Raw genomic sequence first — 19083 nt, 5'->3', positions numbered from 1 at the left:
TATATAAGAACTATATTTTTTAAACTTTTAAGGAGGAGCATTTTTTTTATGTCAATCGAAGTAGGCAGCAAGCTGCAGGGAAAGGTAACTGGTATTACTAATTTTGGGGCTTTTGTTGAACTTGGTGAAGGTAAAACTGGCCTAGTCCATATTAGTGAGGTTGCCGACAACTATGTTAAAGACATTAATGAACATTTAACTGTTGGTGATGAGGTAACAGTGAAGGTTATTAATGTTGAAAAGGATGGTAAAATTGGCTTATCCATTAAGAAAGCAAAGGATAAACCAGTGCGCCCAAAAAATAATCGTGATCGCGGTGAAAACTTTGAATCTAAAATGAATAAATTTCTTAAGGATTCAGAAGACCGTTTAGCCTCTTTGAAAAAGCACACAGAATCCAAACGTGGAGGTCGAGGTGCTAAAAGAGGATAGCAACTGCTGTCTATGATAATGCTCTATGATATAAATGAACTGAACAGGAATCGCTTTTAGAAGCGGTTCCTGTTTTTTTGCAGTTAAGAAAGCATAAATACTTACAACGGTACGTATTTGATATAACTTCGAACTAACTGTTGGAATAATCTCTATAAACTCTCGCCCGCCGTCCGGGGTCGCTACGGGCGGATGCGCACCTTAGGGCACGGCCTTAGCCTCCGTTGCGAAAACCACTCTGCGGGGTCTTCGGACACGTGCTATTCCCGCAGGAGTCACCGCCCTCCGCTCACCCGGACTAGTGTAGTGCTGTTACACATTTATACTATAGCGATTCATACTCGAGTCAACAGCGGAGGAAATACACGTAGACTCCTGTGGGAGCTGAGGCCAAGATGAGACTACGCAGCGACGTAGGAGCAAGGAGGCTCATCAGGCCCTAGGTGCGCGAAGTGTATTTCCGGAGCGGTATAATAGCACTCAAACTTTTTAAAAAGTACTTCGCAGTTTATATTTTTATGTGTACAAACTTTCATCAATGTTGTCAAGGCAACAATTAAAAATGGTCTGGGATTATCAAGATAGCTGTTTGAGCTTATTCTATAGATGTGAAAGAAATTCAACTCAAGTAGTGTATCTTCAGCCTTTCTTATTCCTTCAAGGTTTTTGCGTTCAATTTATGTTGCGAAATTTGAAAGAGTTAATATAAGCTTCATTGCCTGAAAATTCAACAATAATTTACGAAACGAGCCTAACAAAAAAAGACCTGCAGTTAAGTGTTTTTAACACTTCTGCAGGTCTTTATTATTAAGGATAGCGGCGGAGGGGATCGAACCCACGACCTCACGGGTATGAACCGTACGCTCTCGCCAGCTGAGCTACGCCGCCAAAATGAATCACAAGTGATATAATACAACAGGGTTATATATGTGTCAATGAGTAATTTTGGAAAAAGGGAGGAGTTTGTCGTTTTTTATTAAGAATTATTAAGTAAATACGTGATAAGGTGATTTTATTGAGAAACGACACGAGATACTGTTAAACCAACTGGAAAGATATAGACAAAGGATCTTATATTTTATGGACAGTTAATAAAGTATAAATACTTTCTTAGTGCATATGTGCAACTAAGGCTTGGCGATAAGCTAAGTTTCTAATCTTTAGACAATAGTAAACAGAATACGGAAGGTTATGTAGAATACCGCTTGTCCATATAGAATACAGTCGAACGATTTTTTAAACTTGCTCTCTTATTTTGACAAAAAAACAATGCATAGTGTGATTTAATGTTTGAAAGAGGGAGTGGTATTCTATGATGGATTCAATTCCAAGGTTGGAATCCGACGCAATCGGCGTAAATAAAAACCTGCTACAAAGGTTTCGTAAGTGGATGTCTTCGCATGCTACATCATTATTATTCGAAAAAGGATGGCTGTTCTATATAGTTGGTTTTTTATTGGGACGAGCTATCATATTATCAGTTGTCTCACCATTTGCTGTTGCTTTTTTGGCAACCATTTGGTTTATACATAAGGACAAGGCAGCGAAAGTAATGCTTGCAGTCCTGGCTGGATCATTAAGCTTTTCACTTGTTCATGGGGTTTTTATTGCGTTAGCAATGATTGTTTTTATTTTTTTGGCAGCATTATTTAAACATGCCAAAAAACAGCAAGTCTATATTCCGCTATTTGTGTTCTTCTCCACTTTAGGTCCAAGGCTTTTTGTGTATTCTGCTACAGATCAGCTTTCATCGTATGAATGGATGCTCATAGTTGTTGAAGGAGTACTTGGAGCTGTCCTTGTACTAATCTTTATGCAGAGTATTCCATTATTATCACCAAATAGATATAAACCTGCGTTAAAAAATGAAGAAATTGTTTGCATGATTATCTTGCTTGCATCGATATTGACAGGAACAATAGGATGGTCATTTTATGACGCCTCAGTTGAGCAAATATTTTCCCGTTACTTTGTATTGTTACTCGCATTTGTTGGAGGTGCGGCAATTGGGTCAACTGTAGGGGTAGTAGCTGGGCTTATCTTGTCGCTGGCAAATGTAGCAAATCTCTACCAAATGAGCTTGCTTGCCTTTTCAGGGTTGTTAGGCGGATTATTGAAAGAAGGAAATAAGATTGGGGTAAGCATTGGACTTTTAGTTGGGACATTTCTAGTGGGCATTTATGTAGATGTTGGGACAATAGTACCTTCTCTTATCGAGACATCCATTGCAATTTTATTCTTTATTTTGACACCGGCAAGCTGGTTTAAGAAACTATCACGTTATATTCCAGGAACTGAAGAACATACAAATGAACAAGAACAATACTTGCAAAAAGTTCGTAATGTTACCGCTAAGCGGGTTGAGCAATTCTCCGATGTATTTGAAGCGCTTTCAAAAAGTTTTACCTCATCTGAGGAATTTAAGGAAGAAGATATTCAAGACAAGCGTGAGACAGATTATTTTTTAAGTCAGGTTACCGAGAAAACGTGTCAGTCCTGCTTTATGAAAGATCGCTGCTGGGAGAAGCAGTTTGATAAGACTTACTCTCTAATGGAAAATCTGAAGGATGATCTTGCAGAAGGTAAAGAACCAAGTCATAAATCAACTCGGGAATTTGAAAACCATTGTGTAAAATCAAAAAAAGTAATTGACGTAATGAAAGAAGAAATATCATCGTTTGAAGCAAATAAAAAATTAAAGAAACAGGTGATTGAAAGCAAGCGCTTTGTCGCTGACCAGCTTCAAGGGGTTTCGGAAGTCATGGAGGATTTTGCTAACGAAATCCTTAAGGAACGTCAGCATCATGAAAAACAGGAAATGCAAATCATCCATACGCTCAAGCATATGGGTATTGATTTAGAGAAGCTGGATATTTATCAGTTGGATAAAGGAAATGTAGATATTGAAATGACGCTATCTTTTTATGATTATCATGGTGAAGGGGCAAAAATAATTGCGCCTGTATTATCCGATATATTAAACGAAATGATTATTGTTAAGCAAGAAGAGGTTTCACCATTCCCAAATGGCTACTGCTATCTGGCATTTGGATCTGCCAAAGAATATGTAATTGATACTGGCATTGCCAATGCTGCCAAAGGCGGAGGGCTTATTTCAGGAGATAGCTATACAACTATAGAACTTGGTGCCGGAAAATATGCAATGGCTATTAGCGATGGTATGGGTAATGGCCAACGTGCAAGTGAAGAAAGTAAAGAAACGTTACGGCTCCTCCAGCAAATTTTACAAACTGGAATTCCGGAAAAAGTTGCGATCAAATCAATCAACTCAATCCTTGCACTGCGAACTACCGATGAGATGTTTGCAACATTAGATTTGGCTGTTATAAATATGCACAATGCATTTGTTCGTTTCTTAAAAATTGGCTCGACTCCAAGTTTTATCAAACGTGGGGAAGAAATGATCAAGGTGGAAGCGAGTAATCTGCCAATGGGGATTATACAGGAATTTGACGTTGATATCGTTGGTGAGCAATTAAAATCAGAAGATATTTTAATTATGATGAGCGACGGTATATTTGATGGGCCAAAACATATTGAAAATACGGATGTTTGGTTGAAGCGGAAAATTCGTGAAATGAAGACGGATGATCCTCAGGAAATAGCAGATTTACTACTTGAGGAGGTTGTCCGAACAAGGTCGGGAGCAATTGAAGATGATATGACGGTGGTTGCTGCTAAAATAGTTAAAAATACACCACAATGGGCTTCGATACCAACTTACACCGAAAAAGCGCAATAACGGATGCTAAAAAAACTGGTACTCTAACGGAGTATCAGTTTTTTAGCAGTTAAGAAGGTAGCATGTTTGCAAAGTGCATTGCGAAATACAAATAAAAGTCAGCAATGTGAATCCTCGTTCCACTAAACGGCAGATTTAGTGTTCTAAGGGGGGTGAAACGGATCCTCATTCCGCTAATAGCGAAAAATCAACGAAATATAAGGTTAAAAAGACAAATAACGGAATGAGGATCCTAAAACATGCCCTAAATGAGGGATTTGTAATGAATAACGGAATGAGGATCCGCCTGGTCAGCAGTATCCCCATTTCAAGGAGTAAACGTATATTTTTAAACGATGTTGGCGATGATGGTAGTGGATTAGCTGGGAGGTATGTTAAGTGAAAAAAGGAACACTAAAACAGATTCTATTGATAACGGATGGTTGCTCTAATAAGGGTGAGGATCCAGCCGCAACTGCTGCACTGGCACATCAGCAAGGTGTGACGGTTAATGTGATTGGTATTTTAGATGATGATCAGACTGAGCAGCCAGAAGGGTTGGAGGAAGTTGAAGATATTGCGCTTTCTGGTGGCGGTGTAAGTCAACTCGTCTATAAACAGTCACTATCACAGACAGTACAAATGGTTACAAAACAAGCAATGACACAAACTTTACAAGGATTTGTTAATCAGGAATTAAAGCAAATTTTAGGTCCAAATCAGAATCTCGAGGATATCGAACCGGAAAAACGCGGGGAGATTATGGAGGTTGTGGAGGATATGGGTGAAACGTGTGATTTGGAAGTTCTCGTGTTAGTTGATACAAGTGCGAGCATGCATGATAAGCTTCCAACAGTAAAAGAGGCTCTAATTGACCTTTCGATAAGTTTAAATGCACGAATTGGAAGGAATCGATTCTGTATTTTTAGTTTTCCAGGCAAACGAAAGGATATTCAAAAAGTATTCGACTGGTCGCCAAAGCTTGATTCAATATCGACAGTATTTCCAAAGCTAAGCAGTGGAGGAATTACGCCTACTGGACCTGCTATACGTGAAGCGATGTATCAGTTTGGAAAGAAAGGATTGCTAAGGAGCTTGAGGGATGAAGATGAACCAGGCATGGAAGAAGCATGGAATTGATATTAAGCCAGGAACAATTATAAGTGGAAAGTGGCATAAGCATCGTTATGTAATTAAAAAGAAGCTTGGTCAAGGTGCAGTTGGATCAGTTTATCTCTGTGATAGGAATGGTAAGCAAGTTGCATTGAAAATAAGTGATAAAAGCACATCAATGACAATGGAAGTAAACGTTTTGAAATCGTTGAAGAAGGTCCAAGGGAATCGTCTTGGGCCTTGTTTATTGGATGTGGATGATTGGGAGTTTGCGCAAAATACAAAGTATGCTTTTTATGTTATGGAATATTTACATGGAGAAACCCTGTCAAGCTTTATTAACCGTAATGGCGATGAATGGATCGGTGTGTTTATGCTGCAATTACTAGACGATTTAGAGCGCCTGCATCAGGCAGGATGGGTATTTGGGGATTTTAAAACAGAGAATCTTATTGTCCTATCATCGCCGCCAAAGGTTCGCTGGATTGATGTTGGCGGCACAACACAAATCGGCAGAGCGATTAAGGAATATACAGAGTTTTATGACCGGGGTTACTGGGGGTTTGGTTCAAGACGTGCGGAACCAAGCTATGATTTATTTGCTTTTGTTATGGTATTTTTAAACATATACTATCCCAAAAGATTTGATAAGGGCTCACAGCCAAAATCAACACTTTTTAAAAGGCTAGATGATGTAAAGCAGTTACGTATGTATCGAAATTGTCTTAAAGATGCACTACTTGGCAAATACAAGACAAGCGGACAGATGAAGAACGAAATAACAAAGACATTACAGGCTATAAAAAGCTCAAGAAAATCTAAAAGAAGAGCGGGTAAATCAGTATCTAAAGGCACCTCTTTCGTAGAAGCTGGTGGAATTTTTCTAATTGCATTATTTTATTACCTTTCATCGATACTATTACTTTGAGGTACGTAGTATTGCTCTTTGTTAGGATGCGTTTTTATGGTAGGATAAAAGGGGTATTAAATTAGTTTATTCATGGAGATGGGCAAGCAATGATTAGTAAAGTTAATGCATTTATAAAAAAAAATCAATTGCTTAAAAATAATTCGACCGTCCTGCTTGGTGTTTCCGGTGGCCCTGACTCGATGGCACTTCTACACTATTTTCAGTCAATCCAGGAAAAATGGAATTTGAAACTTATTGTATTGTCTGTTGATCATCAGCTAAGAGGCGACGAATCAAGAGATGACCTTGATTTTGTTAAACATATTTGTGAAAAATGGGGCGTACAATTTATTGGGGCCTCTTTGAATGTTCCGTCGTATAAACTGGAGAAACAGGTTGGAACTCAGGTTGCCGCTCGGGAGGTACGATATGAATTCTTTGCGAAACAAATGAGTGAGTTTAATGCTGATTACTTAGCACTGGGGCACCACGGTGATGATCAAGTTGAAACGATGCTGATGGGATTAGTACGGTCAGCCACTACAAAGTCATTGGCAGGTATTCCGTTAAACCGGTCATTTGTGACAGGTGAGATTATTCGCCCTTTCTTGTGTGTTACGAAAGATGAAATTGAAGACTACTGTAGCAAAAACAGGATTGACCCACGTAGAGATCCATCTAACGAACAAACAGCCTATACTAGGAATTATTTCAGAAAAGAATTGCTCCCAATACTAAAAGAGAAAAACAGTAATATACATACAACAACACAGTACCTAAGTCAGTCACTTCAAGAGGATGAACAATTTCTGGCAGGTGAAGCAGCCAAATTGGTCAATGATCTTGTTGTGTTTACGGATTCGGATAAAGAGGCATCCTTTACTATTGACTCATTTAAAACAAGCCCGCGTTCTTTACAAAGGCGAGCCTTTCATCTAATATTAAACTATCTATATAAAGAATTGCCTAAAAATTTATCATATGTGCACGAGGAACAATTTTTTGCGTTGTTGGAAAGTGATAGTGGTAATGTCCAGATTGATTTTCCCGACAGTTTAAAGCTCAGGAAAATATATCAAAAAGCGGTATTTTGCTTCTCAAATGACCAATCCCATCCTGTTTCTTATCATAAAATTGTAGATATTCCAGGTGAAGTAAAGTTACCAAATGGTATAACGGTAACTGCCAATTATACGGGTTGCCCCGATTCGAATAGCGACACTGAATACATATGTAATAAAGCTAGTGTCGCATTGCCCTTACATATAAGGACACGTCAAAATGGTGATCGAATGAGCTGGAGAGGGTTAGAAGGAAGTAAAAAGGTTAAAGATATTTTTATTGATGCTAAAATCCCGCTTGGTAAACGAGATACATGGCCAGTGTTAACTGATGATGATGGAGAAATATTATGGCTGATTGGCTTAAAAAAAGGACAACCACCAATACAAGCAAAAGAAGGCACATATATTCAATTAAATTACGATACAGGTAATGTGTAGGAGGGGCAACATGCATAACGATATTGAAAAAGTATTGATTACAGAAGAAGAAATCTCGGTAAAATGCGCAGAACTTGGTAAACAGCTTACTGAAGAATATGACGGTAAGTTTCCGTTAGCCATCGGCGTTTTAAAAGGTGCTATGCCATTTATGTCAGATATTCTGCGCCGTACAGAAACACACCTGGAAATGGACTTTATGGATGTATCAAGCTATGGTGGCAAAATGCGTTCATCCGGTGAGGTGAAAATTGAAAAAGATTTAAATACGAAGGTAGAAGGTCGGGATTTATTAATTATAGAAGATATTATCGATAGTGGCCTTACACTAAGTTATTTAGTCGATTTATTTAAATATCGTAAAGCTAAATCAATTAAAATTGTCACTTTACTTGATAAGCCTTCTGGTAGAACCGCACATATTAAAGCAGATATTATTGGATTTGAAGTACCAAATGAATTTGTAGTAGGCTATGGATTGGATTATGAAGAGAAATATCGCAACTTACCGTATATTGGGGTGTTAAAACCGAAAATATATGGAGGAGAAGAATCATAAAAATAATGCCAGGCACAATAGGGATATATTCTTCACAAAAATGTAATAAATTCCGTATATGCTACACGGTATGGAATATGGATGAAGCAGGCTTAAATTAATATTAAAACGTAAGTGGAATTAGTTGTATTAGCACTTTTTCCTATGGTAATATTGTTTGTAGTTTTTCCCGCTTGGGAGGAGGTAAGTAATGAATCGGATATTTCGTAATGTGATCTTTTATTTACTCATATTCTTAGTCGTTATAGGCGTTATAGGGGTATTTAATGGACAAAATGATGAAGCAACAGAATATGATGTGCAAGAATTTACAAATGTATTAAATAGTGGTGACATCGAAGAAATGACGATGCAGCCATCAAATGGAATAATACGCATTACTGGTGAATTGGGTGGAGGAGAACAGTTTGTCGCTCAAATTCCTGATAATACGGAAATTGTCTCGAATATTACACAACAAGCCACTGAGCAAAGTGTACTTAATGTGAAAGAAGAGGAACAGCCAAGCGGATGGGTAACTTTTCTAACGACGATGATTCCATTTCTAATATTAGGGTTATTTTTCTTCTTTATTCTAAGCCAGGCTCAAGGTGGCGGCGGCGGACGCGTCATGAACTTTGGTAAGAGTAAAGCGAAAATGTATACTGAAGATAAGAAAAAAGTCCGCTTTAAAGACGTAGCCGGTGCAGATGAAGAAAAGCAAGAACTTGTTGAAGTTGTTGACTTTCTGAAGGATCCGCGTAAATTTACAGCTGTCGGTGCACGTATTCCTAAAGGTGTACTACTGGTAGGACCTCCAGGTACAGGTAAAACATTACTTGCACGTGCAGTTGCGGGTGAAGCGGGGACACCATTCTTCTCAATCAGTGGTTCTGATTTCGTTGAGATGTTTGTAGGTGTAGGTGCTTCACGTGTACGTGACTTGTTTGAAAATGCGAAGAAAAATGCACCATGTATTATATTTATCGATGAGATTGATGCAGTTGGACGTCAGCGTGGTGCTGGTCTTGGTGGTGGACACGATGAACGTGAACAAACCTTGAACCAGTTATTAGTTGAAATGGATGGTTTTGGAGCAAATGAAGGAATTATCATGATTGCTGCAACAAACCGCCCAGACATTCTTGACCCGGCATTGTTACGTCCGGGACGATTTGACCGTCAAATAACGGTAGACCGCCCAGATGTTAAAGGCCGTGAAGAAGTGTTAGAAGTACACGCTAAAGATAAACCATTGGATAGTACGGTGGATCTTAAAACAATTGCAATGCGCACACCAGGATTTTCTGGTGCTGATTTGGAAAATCTATTAAACGAAGCTGCATTAGTTGCAGCGCGTCATGACCAAACTAAAATTGACATGTTGGCTGTTGATGAAGCTATCGACCGTGTTATTGCCGGTCCAGCTAAGAAGAGCAGAGTTATTTCACCTAAAGAGCGAAATATTGTTGCTTACCATGAGAGTGGACACACAATAATCGGAATGGTATTAGACGATGCAGACTTGGTACACAAGGTTACGATAGTACCACGTGGGCAAGCTGGCGGATACGCAGTTATGCTGCCAAAAGAGGATCGTTACTTTATGACGAAGCCGGAGTTATTTGATAAGATTACCGGCCTCTTAGGTGGTCGTGTATCAGAAGAAATTATCTTTGGTGAGGTAAGTACTGGTGCGTCAAATGACTTCCAGCGTGCAACAGCTATTGCTCGTAAAATGATTACTGAATATGGTATGAGTGATAAAATTGGTCCACTTCAATTTACAAGTGGCGGTGGTGAAGTATTCCTTGGCCGTGATATTCAAAACGATCAGAATTATAGTGATGCGATCGCACATGAAATCGACCAGGAAATGCAAAACTTTATCAATTATTGCTATGACCGTGCAAAAACAATTCTAACTGAAAATAAAGATAAGCTTGAGCTAGTTGCTAAAACACTTCTTGATGTAGAAACCCTGGATGCAAAACAAATCAAAGGACTATTTGAAGATGGTGTACTTCCTGAACCTGAAGAGGATGACAATGAAGCTAAGACAGTTGAAGTTAAAGAAGCAGATGAAACAAAGTCCCCAGAAGAAGATAGCGATATGAAAGTAAATATCCAATCTAAAAACGATGACGATGTAACACCAGAGACTTTTGAAGAAGCTAAACAAAAAGCAGAAGAAAAGAAAAAAAGTGAACGCGAAGAAGAAAAAGAAGATAATGATACAAATACTTCTTCGGATGATAAAAAACAATAAGTTCTCTATCATACAGCCTCTCATGAAAATGAGAGGTTGTTTTTTGCAGTTAACAAGTATAAAATCTTTCTTACTGCATAAGTGCAACTAAGGCTTGGCGATATGCCCAAGTTTTCTAAGCTGTTTAGCATACTGAAAAAGGTGGATGAAGATTGAATAGATTAGGCGGTAACTGAATTAGTCCAATCACATCCTGCCAATGTTTTGAATATAAGTTCGTAGGCTTTTTATTGCATTACAGAATTATGGTATATTAATAAGATAGAAAATAACTGCAGCGGGAAGGTTTGGTTGGAAATGCTTTTTGTGCTCGACGTAGGAAACACAAACACTGTTTTAGGTGTCTTTGAGAACGATAAATTAATACACGAGTGGCGTATCAAGACAGATCGTTATAAGACGGAAGATGAGTTTGGTATGCTTATTAAATCTTTACTGGAACACGAAAGTATTTCATTAACAGATGTAGATGGAGTAATCATTTCTTCTGTTGTACCCCCAATTATGTTCGCGCTTGAAAAAATGTGTAAAAAGTATTTTAAGCTGCAGCCATTAGTGCTCGGAAAGGAATCGGTACACACGGTTTTAGATATGGCTTACCCAAACCCTGAAGAAATTGGCGCAGATCGAATTGTAAATGCGGTAGGTGCAATCCAAGAATACGGTTCACCATTAGTAATAATCGATTTCGGTACAGCAACGACTTATTGTTATATCAATGAAGATAAAGCGTATCAGGGTGGTTTGATTGCACCAGGTATACATATATCAATGGAGGCATTATACAGCAAGGCGTCGAAGCTCCCTAAAATTGAAATTCAGGCCCCGCATAATGTGGTCGGAAGCTCGACTGTTGAAGCTATGCAATCAGGTGTCTTTTATGGATATGTTTCACAGGTTGATGGCATAGTAAATCGTATGAAGCAAGAGAATAAAGCAGAGCCAAAGGTGATTGCTACTGGAGGATTGGCCACTTTGATTTCAGATGCATCTGAGACAATCGATTACGTTGATAAGCATTTGACATTAAAAGGCTTGTATTTAATTTATAAGAGAAATATCCAAAAGGAAAATTCCTAAAAGGAGACTGAATACAACATGAAGGACTATTTAGTGAAAGCGACAACTTACAATGGAATGGTGCGCGCGTACGCAGTAACCTCAACCAATACGGTGGAGGAAGCGCGCAGACGACAGGATACATGGGCTACTGCATCTGCGGCGTTAGGGCGTACTATTACTGTTACTGCAATGATGAGTGCAATGCTGAAAGGTGATGATTCAATTACGGTAAAAGTCGAGGGAGATGGACCGCTTGGGGTCATGGTTGCTGATGGTAATGCGAATGGAGATGTCCGTGGATATGTCACAAATCCCCATGTTGACTTTGATTTAAATGAACAAGGTAAACTGGATGTTGCGCGCGCTGTTGGAATACAAGGGAACATAAGTGTTGTAAAAGATTTAGGGTTGAAAGATAATTTTACCGGGCAAGTTCCTATTATTTCTGGTGAGATTAGTGAAGACTTCACTTATTATTTCGCAAACTCTGAACAAGTTCCTTCTGCTGTAGGGGCAGGTGTATTAGTAAATCCAGACCATACAATATTAGCTTCAGGTGGTTTCATCATTCAGGTTATGCCAGGAGCTGATGAAGAAATGATTACTCGGCTTGAGGAAAAAATTCAGACATTCCCAGATATCTCGAAGTTGATTAGGGAAGGAAATTCTCCAGAGCAAATTTTGGAGCGTCTTTTTGATGATCAAGAAGTCAAGGTTCATGAGCAACTTCCAATCTCGTTTCAATGTAAATGTTCAAAGGATCGCGTGCAACGGGCTATTATTGGATTAGGAAGTGAAGAAATCCAAAATATGATTGATGAAGATCAAGGTGCAGAAGCGACATGTCATTTCTGTAATGAAGTTTATCAATTTTCAGAGCAGGAATTAGAAACACTTAAACAATCAACAAAGATATAGTTGAAAGGAGTTACCGATGAAGAAAAAATTTCTACTGGCAGTAATAGTGGTATTGCTCATCACAAATGTTGCTACTTTGCTTATTTGGAATAATGATGAGAATGTGATCCTCGACAATAATGATACAAAAATAGACCAAAAAAAACCTGTTGCTACTGTTAATGGTGAGGAAATTCCATACGAACAATGGATGAAATCCTTGCGAGGAAATTATGGGGAAGAACAACTAAAGGGAATGATTAATCAAGCGGTTGTAAAACAGCTAGCTGATGAAAAAAATATTAAAATAAATGATAAAGTTATTGCCAGGGAAATAGCACTGCTTACATCTATGCAAAGTCCCATGTCTGCTGAGGAAATGAAACAAAAAGAAGACGAGTGGCGTGAGGATATCTTATATCGTTATCAATTAGGTGCACTTTTAACAGCTGATTCTTCAATACCAGAAGAAGAGATTAAAGCACACTTTGACGAGTACGGTGATCAATATAATTTTCAAGCTTCACTGCAAATTTCTCATATTATAGTGCCGAATTTTGAAACGGCTGAAAAGGTTAAAAAGGAACTTGATAACGGTGCATCATTTGATCTACTGGCCCAAGAATATTCAACGGATGAAGAAACTAAAGCTAGCGGAGGATATTTAGGACTATTCGTGAATGAAAGCAAGTTCTTACCTGGGGGCTACTTGGAAGCAGCCTCTTCAATGGATGAGCAGACATATAGTGATCCTTTTCAGAGTGATACAGGTGTAGCTATTATTTATCTTCATCAAAAACTGCCATCTATAACATTTGAATACGATGAAATAAAACCATATATTAAACGCGAGCTTGCTTTAGGAGAATCTAATCAAACGCTGACTGCCGATCCGCTTTGGGATAAATTAGACATTGATTGGGTATATGAAGAATAAGCTAAATTAGATGTAGGTATTTTACCGATTTTCTTACGTTTCAGTTGACATTATTTTGATTTAAACGTACATTATAATTAAATCCTACAAAAACACTAGGAATTAGGAGGAATTGTAATGAGAGTGGCTGACAATATAACTGGCTTGATTGGGGAAACCCCGATAGTAAAATTGAATCGTACCGTAGATGATAATAGTGCAGATGTGTATTTAAAATTGGAATTTATGAATCCAGGAAGTTCTGTAAAAGACCGTATTGCTTTATCAATGGTTGAAGCAGCAGAAAAAGAAGGCGTTTTAAAAGAAGGCGACACAATCATTGAGCCAACGAGCGGAAATACAGGAATTGGTTTAGCAATGGTGGCTGCTGCAAAAGGATATAAATCTGTACTTGTAATGCCCGATACAATGAGTAAAGAGCGTCGTAACTTATTAAGAGCTTATGGGGCGGAGCTAGTTTTAACACCTGGGGCCGATGGTATGAAAGGTGCTATTAAAAAAGCTGAAGAATTAAAAGGCGCAAATGGCTATTTCATGCCTCAACAATTTAACAATGAAGCAAATACAGAGGTCCACGAACGAACAACTGGTAAAGAAATCGTAAGCCAGATGAGTGAGGGTCTCGATGCATTTGTGTCTGGTATTGGTACAGGTGGGACAATTACTGGTGCTGGTAAAGTATTAAAGGAAAACTTTAATGACGTAAAAGTTTATGCAGTTGAACCAGATGATTCCGCTATTCTATCTGGTGGATCTCCGGGTCCGCATAAAATCCAAGGTCTTGGAGCCGGCTTTGTACCTAAGATCCTAAATACTGAAATATACGATGAAGTTATACGAATCTCAAATGATGAGGCTTTTGCTACATCACGAGAAGTCGCAAAACGTGAGGGTATTTTAGGTGGCATTTCAGCTGGTGCAGCAGTTGCAGCGGCAAAAAGGGTTGCTAAACAACTAGGTAAAGGCAAAAAAGTACTTGCGGTAATTCCTGATAATGGTGAACGTTATCTATCAACACCATTGTACCAATACGATACAGAAGATGAATAATTTTTCGTGATTTAGAAGAAAGGGTTAGCATCCGTAAATAGGTGCTAGTCCTTTTTTCGATTTAGCAGTATAAATACTTTCTTACTGCATAAGTGCGACTAAGGCTGTCGCCATCAAGGGTCGGCGAAAAGCCAAGTTTTAAACATACTTAACATTTTATTAAGGGAATTTAATGCCCTGCACCTAATCGAACAGACACTTGCGCTTTTGTTCTGCTATGATACGATAGTAACCGAAATAATCAGATGTGAAAGAAGGTTGTGCTTTGAATTTAAAAACGAACTTAATAACATATGATTTAGCTAATCGCACACATGTTATGGGGATACTGAATGTAACTCCTGATTCTTTTTCAGATGGTGGAAGTTATACATCTATAGACCGGGCAGTCGAACAAGCTGTTGCAATGGAGAAGCAAGGTGCAGATATTATAGATATAGGCGGGGAATCCACACGCCCAAACCATCAACCGGTATCAGCCGATGAAGAACTTGAACGTGTCTTTCCGGTTATTCGTAAGGTAAAAGAAGTGGTAAGTATTCCGATTTCAATTGACACATATAAGGCAGAAACAGCAAGACAAGCAGTTAAGGCAGGTGCAGATATCATAAACGATGTTTGGGGAGCTAAAAGAGAGCCTGAAATAGCTGGAGTTGCAGCAGAATACAATGTCCCAATTATTTTGATGCACAATAGAATAAACAAGGATTATACGTCACTTATTGATGATATGAAGCAGGACTTACAAGAGAGCATCGATATTGCTTTAAAAGCTGGCGTCACAAATGAAAATATTATTCTTGATCCGGGAGTCGGATTTGCTAAAACTGCAGCAGATAATTTGGTCGTTATGAACAATCTGGAGAAATTTGCTGTTCTAGGATATCCGATATTATTGGGAACATCACGTAAAACATTTATTGGTGAAATTTTAGATGTACCACCAGAAGAACGTGATAATGGTACAGGAGCAACAACGTGCCTTGGCATCACCAAAGGTACCCAGATTATCCGAGTTCACAATGTAAAACTGCATGTTGAACTTGCTAAGATGATGGATGCAATGCTCGGAAAAGGGGGGACGGAAACCCTTGGATAAAATTTTAATTAATCAAATGGCTTTCTATGGCTATCACGGCCTTTTTCCGGAAGAAAATAAACTTGGTCAACGATTTTATGTTGATGTGCAACTAATGCTTAACCTGAAAAAATCAAGTAAATCTGATGATATGAATGACTCAATCAATTATGGAGATGTATATGAACTTGTAAAAGGAATAATGGAAGGGAAGCCTAAAAATCTGATTGAAGCTGTTGCTGAAGATATTGCCAAGGATTTATTTCATGAATTTAATTTACTTAAAGCTTGCACAGTGAAAGTTACTAAGCCTGACCCTCCTATACCAGGTCATTATCAATCAGTAGCAGTAGAAATCACTCGGGAGCGAGCGGAATGAAGACTGCATACATTGCCTTGGGGACAAATATTGAACCTAGGGAAGAATATCTAACATCAGCGCTAGAAATACTGCGAAAAGACAATAAAATTCATATTAATCAACAATCATCTATATATGAAACGGCACCAGTTGGTTATGCTGACCAAGCTGATTTTTTGAATATGGTGATTGAATTGGAGACATTTTTATCAGCTTTCGATCTGCTGGAACTTTGTCAAACCATTGAAAGGCAATTAGGGAGAAAAAAGCTAATACGCTTCGGACCCCGAACAATTGACCTTGACATTTTAGTCTATAATCAAGAAAATAGAAAAACAGACGTTTTAACAATTCCGCACCCTAGAATGCATGAACGCGCATTCGTGCTTATTCCGTTACATGAGATAGCACCTGGATTGTTGTTGTACAAAGGTGGTAAGACAGTGTCGGATTGTATAAAAGCACTCTCTGAAAGCGACATAAAGGATGTAACGCGATGGACAAACAAAGGCTTGGCAGAAGAATAAAAGCATTTCGCAAATTAAAAGGATATACACAAGTGGAGTTAGCTTATAAATTAGATCTCCCTATTATTACACTAGGTAGCATTGAGCGAGGTAAGCAAGAGGCTTCGGAGAAATTATTGGATCACATAGCTGATACATTATCTGTAACTAAAAAAGAATTGACTAAAGCGGATGAAACCACCAAGGAGGAATAATTCATATTTCAAATTGGTGATGTAACGATACCGAATAGAGTTGTCTAAGCTCCCATGGCAGTTTTTTCAAATTATGCCTTCCGTCTGATAGTTAAGGATTTCGGAGCGGGCAAAGCTTTTAATATTGGAAGCTTAAAAGCATCTACGAAAGAACTGCCAGTTGCTTGCTGGCGTTTTTTGTTGGTGGTTAATAAAGTAAAATACGCTTTCATGAGAATCCCTTTAAAGAATACTAAGGTTTCTATAGATGAAAGAAATTTTGTTTTTCTATATACTTGTATATAATGTGGGATATTGAGGTCGGTATTCAGTCGATAAAAAATATTGGAGTGATAGTTGTGTCAGAAGAATTAAATGATCATATGAAAGTTCGTCGTGAAAAATTACAGTCCTATAAGGAACAAGGTGTTGACCCTTTTGGTGGGAAATTTGAACGAACAGATTCAGCAGAAGATTTAATTTCGAAGTACGACCAATTTTCTAAAGAAGAGCTAGAAGAAAAGACAGATAAAGTTACAATTGCCGGGCGTGTGATGACAAAACGCGGAAAAGGAAAAGCTGGTTTCGCACACCTTCAGGATTTAAGTGGACAAATCCAAATTTACGTTCGCAAAGATATGATTGGTGAAGAGGCATATGAAGTGTTTAATTCAACCGATATGGGAGATATTGTTGGAGTTACCGGTGTTATGTTTAAAACAAAAGTAGGTGAGATTTCAGTAAAAGCTTCAGAGTTCACCTTACTAACGAAATCCTTACGCCCGCTCCCAGAAAAGTATCATGGGCTAAAGGATATTGAACAACGTTATCGTCAACGTTATCTTGACTTAATAACAAATCCTGATAGCAGAGAAACGTTTGTGTTGCGCAGTAAGATCATCCAATCGATGCGCCATTACTTAGATGGACAAGGATTTCTTGAAGTGGAGACTCCAATGATGCATGGTATCCCAGGTGGCGCTTCTGCTCGTCCATTTGAGACGCACCATAATGCACTGGATATCCCATTATACATGCGTATTGCCATTGAGTTACATCTAAAACGATTAATTGTTGGCGGATTAGAAAAAGTATATGAAGTTGGTCGAGTATTTCGTAACGAAGGAGTTTCTACACGGCACAACCCTGAATTTACGATGATGGAACTTTATGAAGCATATGCAGATTTTCATGATGTCATGTCCTTAACAGAGAATTTAATTGCACATATTACAAAAGAAGTATTAGGTGACACAACTTTAATGTATGGGGACTATGAAGTAAGTCTTGAACCTGAATGGAAAAGACTTCATATGGTTGATGCTGTAAAAGAATATACAGGGGCGGACTTCTGGAAAAACATGAGTGATGAAGATGCAAGGGTATTAGCTAAAGAACACGGTATTCAAATTAAGGATACCATGACATTCGGCCATATCCTTAATGAATTCTTTGAACAAAAAGTAGAAGAGGAGTTAATCCAGCCGACATTTATTTATGGACACCCGGTTGAAATTTCCCCGCTTGCTAAAAGAAATGAGGAAGACGAACGGTTTACTGATCGCTTTGAATTATTCATTGTCGGTCGTGAGCACGCAAATGCCTTTAGTGAATTGAACGACCCTATTGATCAACGGGAAAGATTTGAATCACAAGTTAAAGAAAGAGACGAAGGAAATGATGAAGCACACTTAATGGATGAAGACTTTCTGGAAGCGTTGGAATATGGTATGCCACCAACAGGCGGGCTAGGTATTGGCATTGATCGCCTTGTTATGCTATTAACCAACTCACAATCAATTCGGGATGTACTTCTATTCCCGCAAATGCGTAATAAACAATAAGCTTATTCAGTTGAACAACTTGGCATAACTGTAATTTCTGTGCGAGTTGTTCTTCTTTTTTAATTTTAAATCACTGTTGTGACGGGATTGGATAAAATGCCCAATAATTTTTATGTATTTCCTATTGATTTAGGGTAATAATCATGGTAAATTATTAAACGTTGCTTAAATAACTGCAACAAAAACTTATCATCTTTTCAGCGAGTTCTTCTTGCATTTTTCTTAAAAACAAGATTAAAAAATTATTGACTTTGCTATTGGAAGATGGTATATTAATTAAGTCGCCATTTTGAGAGGCGGAAATGAAATTTGCTCCTTGAAAACTGAACAAAACAACCAGTATGTCAAGAAAACAGGTTAAAAGTTAAACTTTTAAACCCTGATTTCAATTTTTAAAGCTAAGACAATAGGTGATTGATTGGTGTCAATCATATTCAAACTAACTTTTATGGAGAGTTTGATCTTGGCTCAGGACGAACGCTGGCGGCGTGCCTAATACATGCAAGTCGAGCGCGGGAAGCAGACGGATCCCTTCGGGGTGAAGTTTGTGGAACGAGCGGCGGACGGGTGAGTAACACGTGGGCAACCTACCTGTAAGACTGGGATAACCCCGGGAAACCGGGGCTAATACCGGATAACATTTTTCAG

Annotated in this window: 16 protein-coding genes, 1 tRNA gene and 1 rRNA gene; 17 read left to right on the top strand and 1 reads right to left on the bottom strand. The window is 38.4% G+C overall.

All coding sequences use genetic code 11. The annotated features are described in order from the left end of the window. Positions 1-48: 48 nt before the first annotated feature. Positions 49-432: a S1 domain-containing RNA-binding protein gene (locus BLS02_RS00095; RefSeq protein WP_092490936.1), complete on the top strand. Its 384-nt coding sequence runs from the start codon at positions 49-51 to the stop codon at positions 430-432. An 814-nt stretch (positions 433-1246) separates the two neighbouring features. Here the strand turns inward: BLS02_RS00095 and BLS02_RS00090 are convergent. Further along, a tRNA-Met gene (locus BLS02_RS00090) sits at positions 1247-1320 on the bottom strand. A 424-nt stretch (positions 1321-1744) separates the two neighbouring features. Here BLS02_RS00090 and spoIIE point away from each other — a divergent pair. The 16 genes from spoIIE to BLS02_RS00005 all read left to right on the top strand — a co-directional run. Further along, the gene (gene spoIIE / locus BLS02_RS00085; protein WP_092490935.1) at positions 1745-4195 is read left to right on the top strand and encodes a stage II sporulation protein E; all 2451 of its coding nucleotides are present in this window, start codon (positions 1745-1747) and stop codon (positions 4193-4195) included. Between the two features lie 378 nt (positions 4196-4573). Then, the gene (locus BLS02_RS00080) at positions 4574-5314 is read left to right on the top strand and encodes a VWA domain-containing protein (protein WP_092490934.1); all 741 of its coding nucleotides are present in this window, start codon (positions 4574-4576) and stop codon (positions 5312-5314) included. Beyond that, positions 5277-6215 carry a protein kinase domain-containing protein gene (locus BLS02_RS00075; protein WP_092490933.1) on the top strand — a complete coding sequence of 313 codons (939 nt, stop codon included), beginning with the start codon at positions 5277-5279 and terminating at the stop codon, positions 6213-6215. The genes BLS02_RS00080 and BLS02_RS00075 overlap by 38 nt, the downstream gene beginning before the upstream one ends. A gap of 89 nt (positions 6216-6304) precedes the next feature. Beyond that, entirely contained in the window at positions 6305-7699 is a 1395-nt protein-coding gene (gene tilS, locus BLS02_RS00070; RefSeq protein ID WP_092490932.1) for a tRNA lysidine(34) synthetase TilS, read from the top strand. Between the two features lie 10 nt (positions 7700-7709). Continuing rightward, positions 7710-8258, top strand: a complete 549-nt coding sequence (gene hpt / locus BLS02_RS00065) for a hypoxanthine phosphoribosyltransferase (protein WP_092490931.1) — start codon at positions 7710-7712, stop codon at positions 8256-8258. A 190-nt stretch (positions 8259-8448) separates the two neighbouring features. Next, positions 8449-10506 (top strand): ATP-dependent zinc metalloprotease FtsH, encoded by a 2058-nt coding sequence (ftsH, locus tag BLS02_RS00060; protein WP_092490930.1) that lies wholly within the window; start codon positions 8449-8451, stop codon positions 10504-10506. A gap of 297 nt (positions 10507-10803) precedes the next feature. Continuing rightward, positions 10804-11586 carry a type III pantothenate kinase gene (locus BLS02_RS00055; RefSeq protein ID WP_092492183.1) on the top strand — a complete coding sequence of 261 codons (783 nt, stop codon included), beginning with the start codon at positions 10804-10806 and terminating at the stop codon, positions 11584-11586. Between the two features lie 18 nt (positions 11587-11604). Then, positions 11605-12486, top strand: a complete 882-nt coding sequence (hslO, locus tag BLS02_RS00050) for an Hsp33 family molecular chaperone HslO (protein WP_092490929.1) — start codon at positions 11605-11607, stop codon at positions 12484-12486. 16 nt (positions 12487-12502) lie between these two features. Beyond that, positions 12503-13402 carry a peptidylprolyl isomerase gene (locus tag BLS02_RS00045; RefSeq protein ID WP_092490928.1) on the top strand — a complete coding sequence of 300 codons (900 nt, stop codon included), beginning with the start codon at positions 12503-12505 and terminating at the stop codon, positions 13400-13402. A 117-nt stretch (positions 13403-13519) separates the two neighbouring features. After that, positions 13520-14452, top strand: coding sequence for a cysteine synthase A (cysK, locus tag BLS02_RS00040; protein WP_092490927.1), 933 nt, complete (start codon positions 13520-13522; stop codon positions 14450-14452). Positions 14453-14717: 265 nt separating this feature from the next. Continuing rightward, positions 14718-15551, top strand: coding sequence for a dihydropteroate synthase (gene folP, locus BLS02_RS00035; protein ID WP_254788683.1), 834 nt, complete (start codon positions 14718-14720; stop codon positions 15549-15551). After that, positions 15544-15909, top strand: coding sequence for a dihydroneopterin aldolase (gene folB / locus BLS02_RS00030; RefSeq protein WP_092490926.1), 366 nt, complete (start codon positions 15544-15546; stop codon positions 15907-15909). Before folP ends, folB begins: the two co-directional genes overlap by 8 nt. Then, complete coding sequence (gene folK, locus BLS02_RS00025) at positions 15906-16418, top strand: 2-amino-4-hydroxy-6-hydroxymethyldihydropteridine diphosphokinase (protein ID WP_092490925.1); 513 nt, start codon at positions 15906-15908, stop codon at positions 16416-16418. The genes folB and folK overlap by 4 nt, the downstream gene beginning before the upstream one ends. Beyond that, on the top strand, positions 16388-16612 hold the full coding sequence (locus BLS02_RS00020) for a helix-turn-helix domain-containing protein (RefSeq protein ID WP_092490924.1): 225 nt from the start codon (positions 16388-16390) through the stop codon (positions 16610-16612). The genes folK and BLS02_RS00020 overlap by 31 nt, the downstream gene beginning before the upstream one ends. Positions 16613-16950: 338 nt before the next feature. Continuing rightward, positions 16951-18435 (top strand): lysine--tRNA ligase, encoded by a 1485-nt coding sequence (lysS, locus tag BLS02_RS00010; protein ID WP_092490922.1) that lies wholly within the window; start codon positions 16951-16953, stop codon positions 18433-18435. 445 nt (positions 18436-18880) lie between these two features. After that, positions 18881-19083, top strand: a 16S ribosomal RNA gene (locus tag BLS02_RS00005); the annotation flags it as partial.

Source organism: Virgibacillus salinus, assembly GCF_900102415.1.
GTDB classification, from domain to species: domain Bacteria; phylum Bacillota; class Bacilli; order Bacillales; family Amphibacillaceae; genus Lentibacillus; species Lentibacillus subterraneus.
The sequence above is the reverse complement of the archived record's forward strand: the minus strand, read 5'-3'. Positions and strand labels throughout refer to the sequence as shown.

Coding starts and splice junctions, on each gene's coding strand:
- BLS02_RS00095 (WP_092490936.1), top strand. CDS start 49: ATGTCAATCGAAGTAGGCAGCAAGCTGCAGGGAAAGGTAACTGGTATT.
- spoIIE (WP_092490935.1), top strand. CDS start 1,745: ATGATGGATTCAATTCCAAGGTTGGAATCCGACGCAATCGGCGTAAAT.
- BLS02_RS00075 (WP_092490933.1), top strand. CDS start 5,277: ATGAAGATGAACCAGGCATGGAAGAAGCATGGAATTGATATTAAGCCA.
- tilS (WP_092490932.1), top strand. CDS start 6,305: ATGATTAGTAAAGTTAATGCATTTATAAAAAAAAATCAATTGCTTAAA.
- hpt (WP_092490931.1), top strand. CDS start 7,710: ATGCATAACGATATTGAAAAAGTATTGATTACAGAAGAAGAAATCTCG.
- ftsH (WP_092490930.1), top strand. CDS start 8,449: ATGAATCGGATATTTCGTAATGTGATCTTTTATTTACTCATATTCTTA.
- BLS02_RS00055 (WP_092492183.1), top strand. CDS start 10,804: ATGCTTTTTGTGCTCGACGTAGGAAACACAAACACTGTTTTAGGTGTC.
- hslO (WP_092490929.1), top strand. CDS start 11,605: ATGAAGGACTATTTAGTGAAAGCGACAACTTACAATGGAATGGTGCGC.
- BLS02_RS00045 (WP_092490928.1), top strand. CDS start 12,503: ATGAAGAAAAAATTTCTACTGGCAGTAATAGTGGTATTGCTCATCACA.
- cysK (WP_092490927.1), top strand. CDS start 13,520: ATGAGAGTGGCTGACAATATAACTGGCTTGATTGGGGAAACCCCGATA.
- folK (WP_092490925.1), top strand. CDS start 15,906: ATGAAGACTGCATACATTGCCTTGGGGACAAATATTGAACCTAGGGAA.
- BLS02_RS00020 (WP_092490924.1), top strand. CDS start 16,388: ATGGACAAACAAAGGCTTGGCAGAAGAATAAAAGCATTTCGCAAATTA.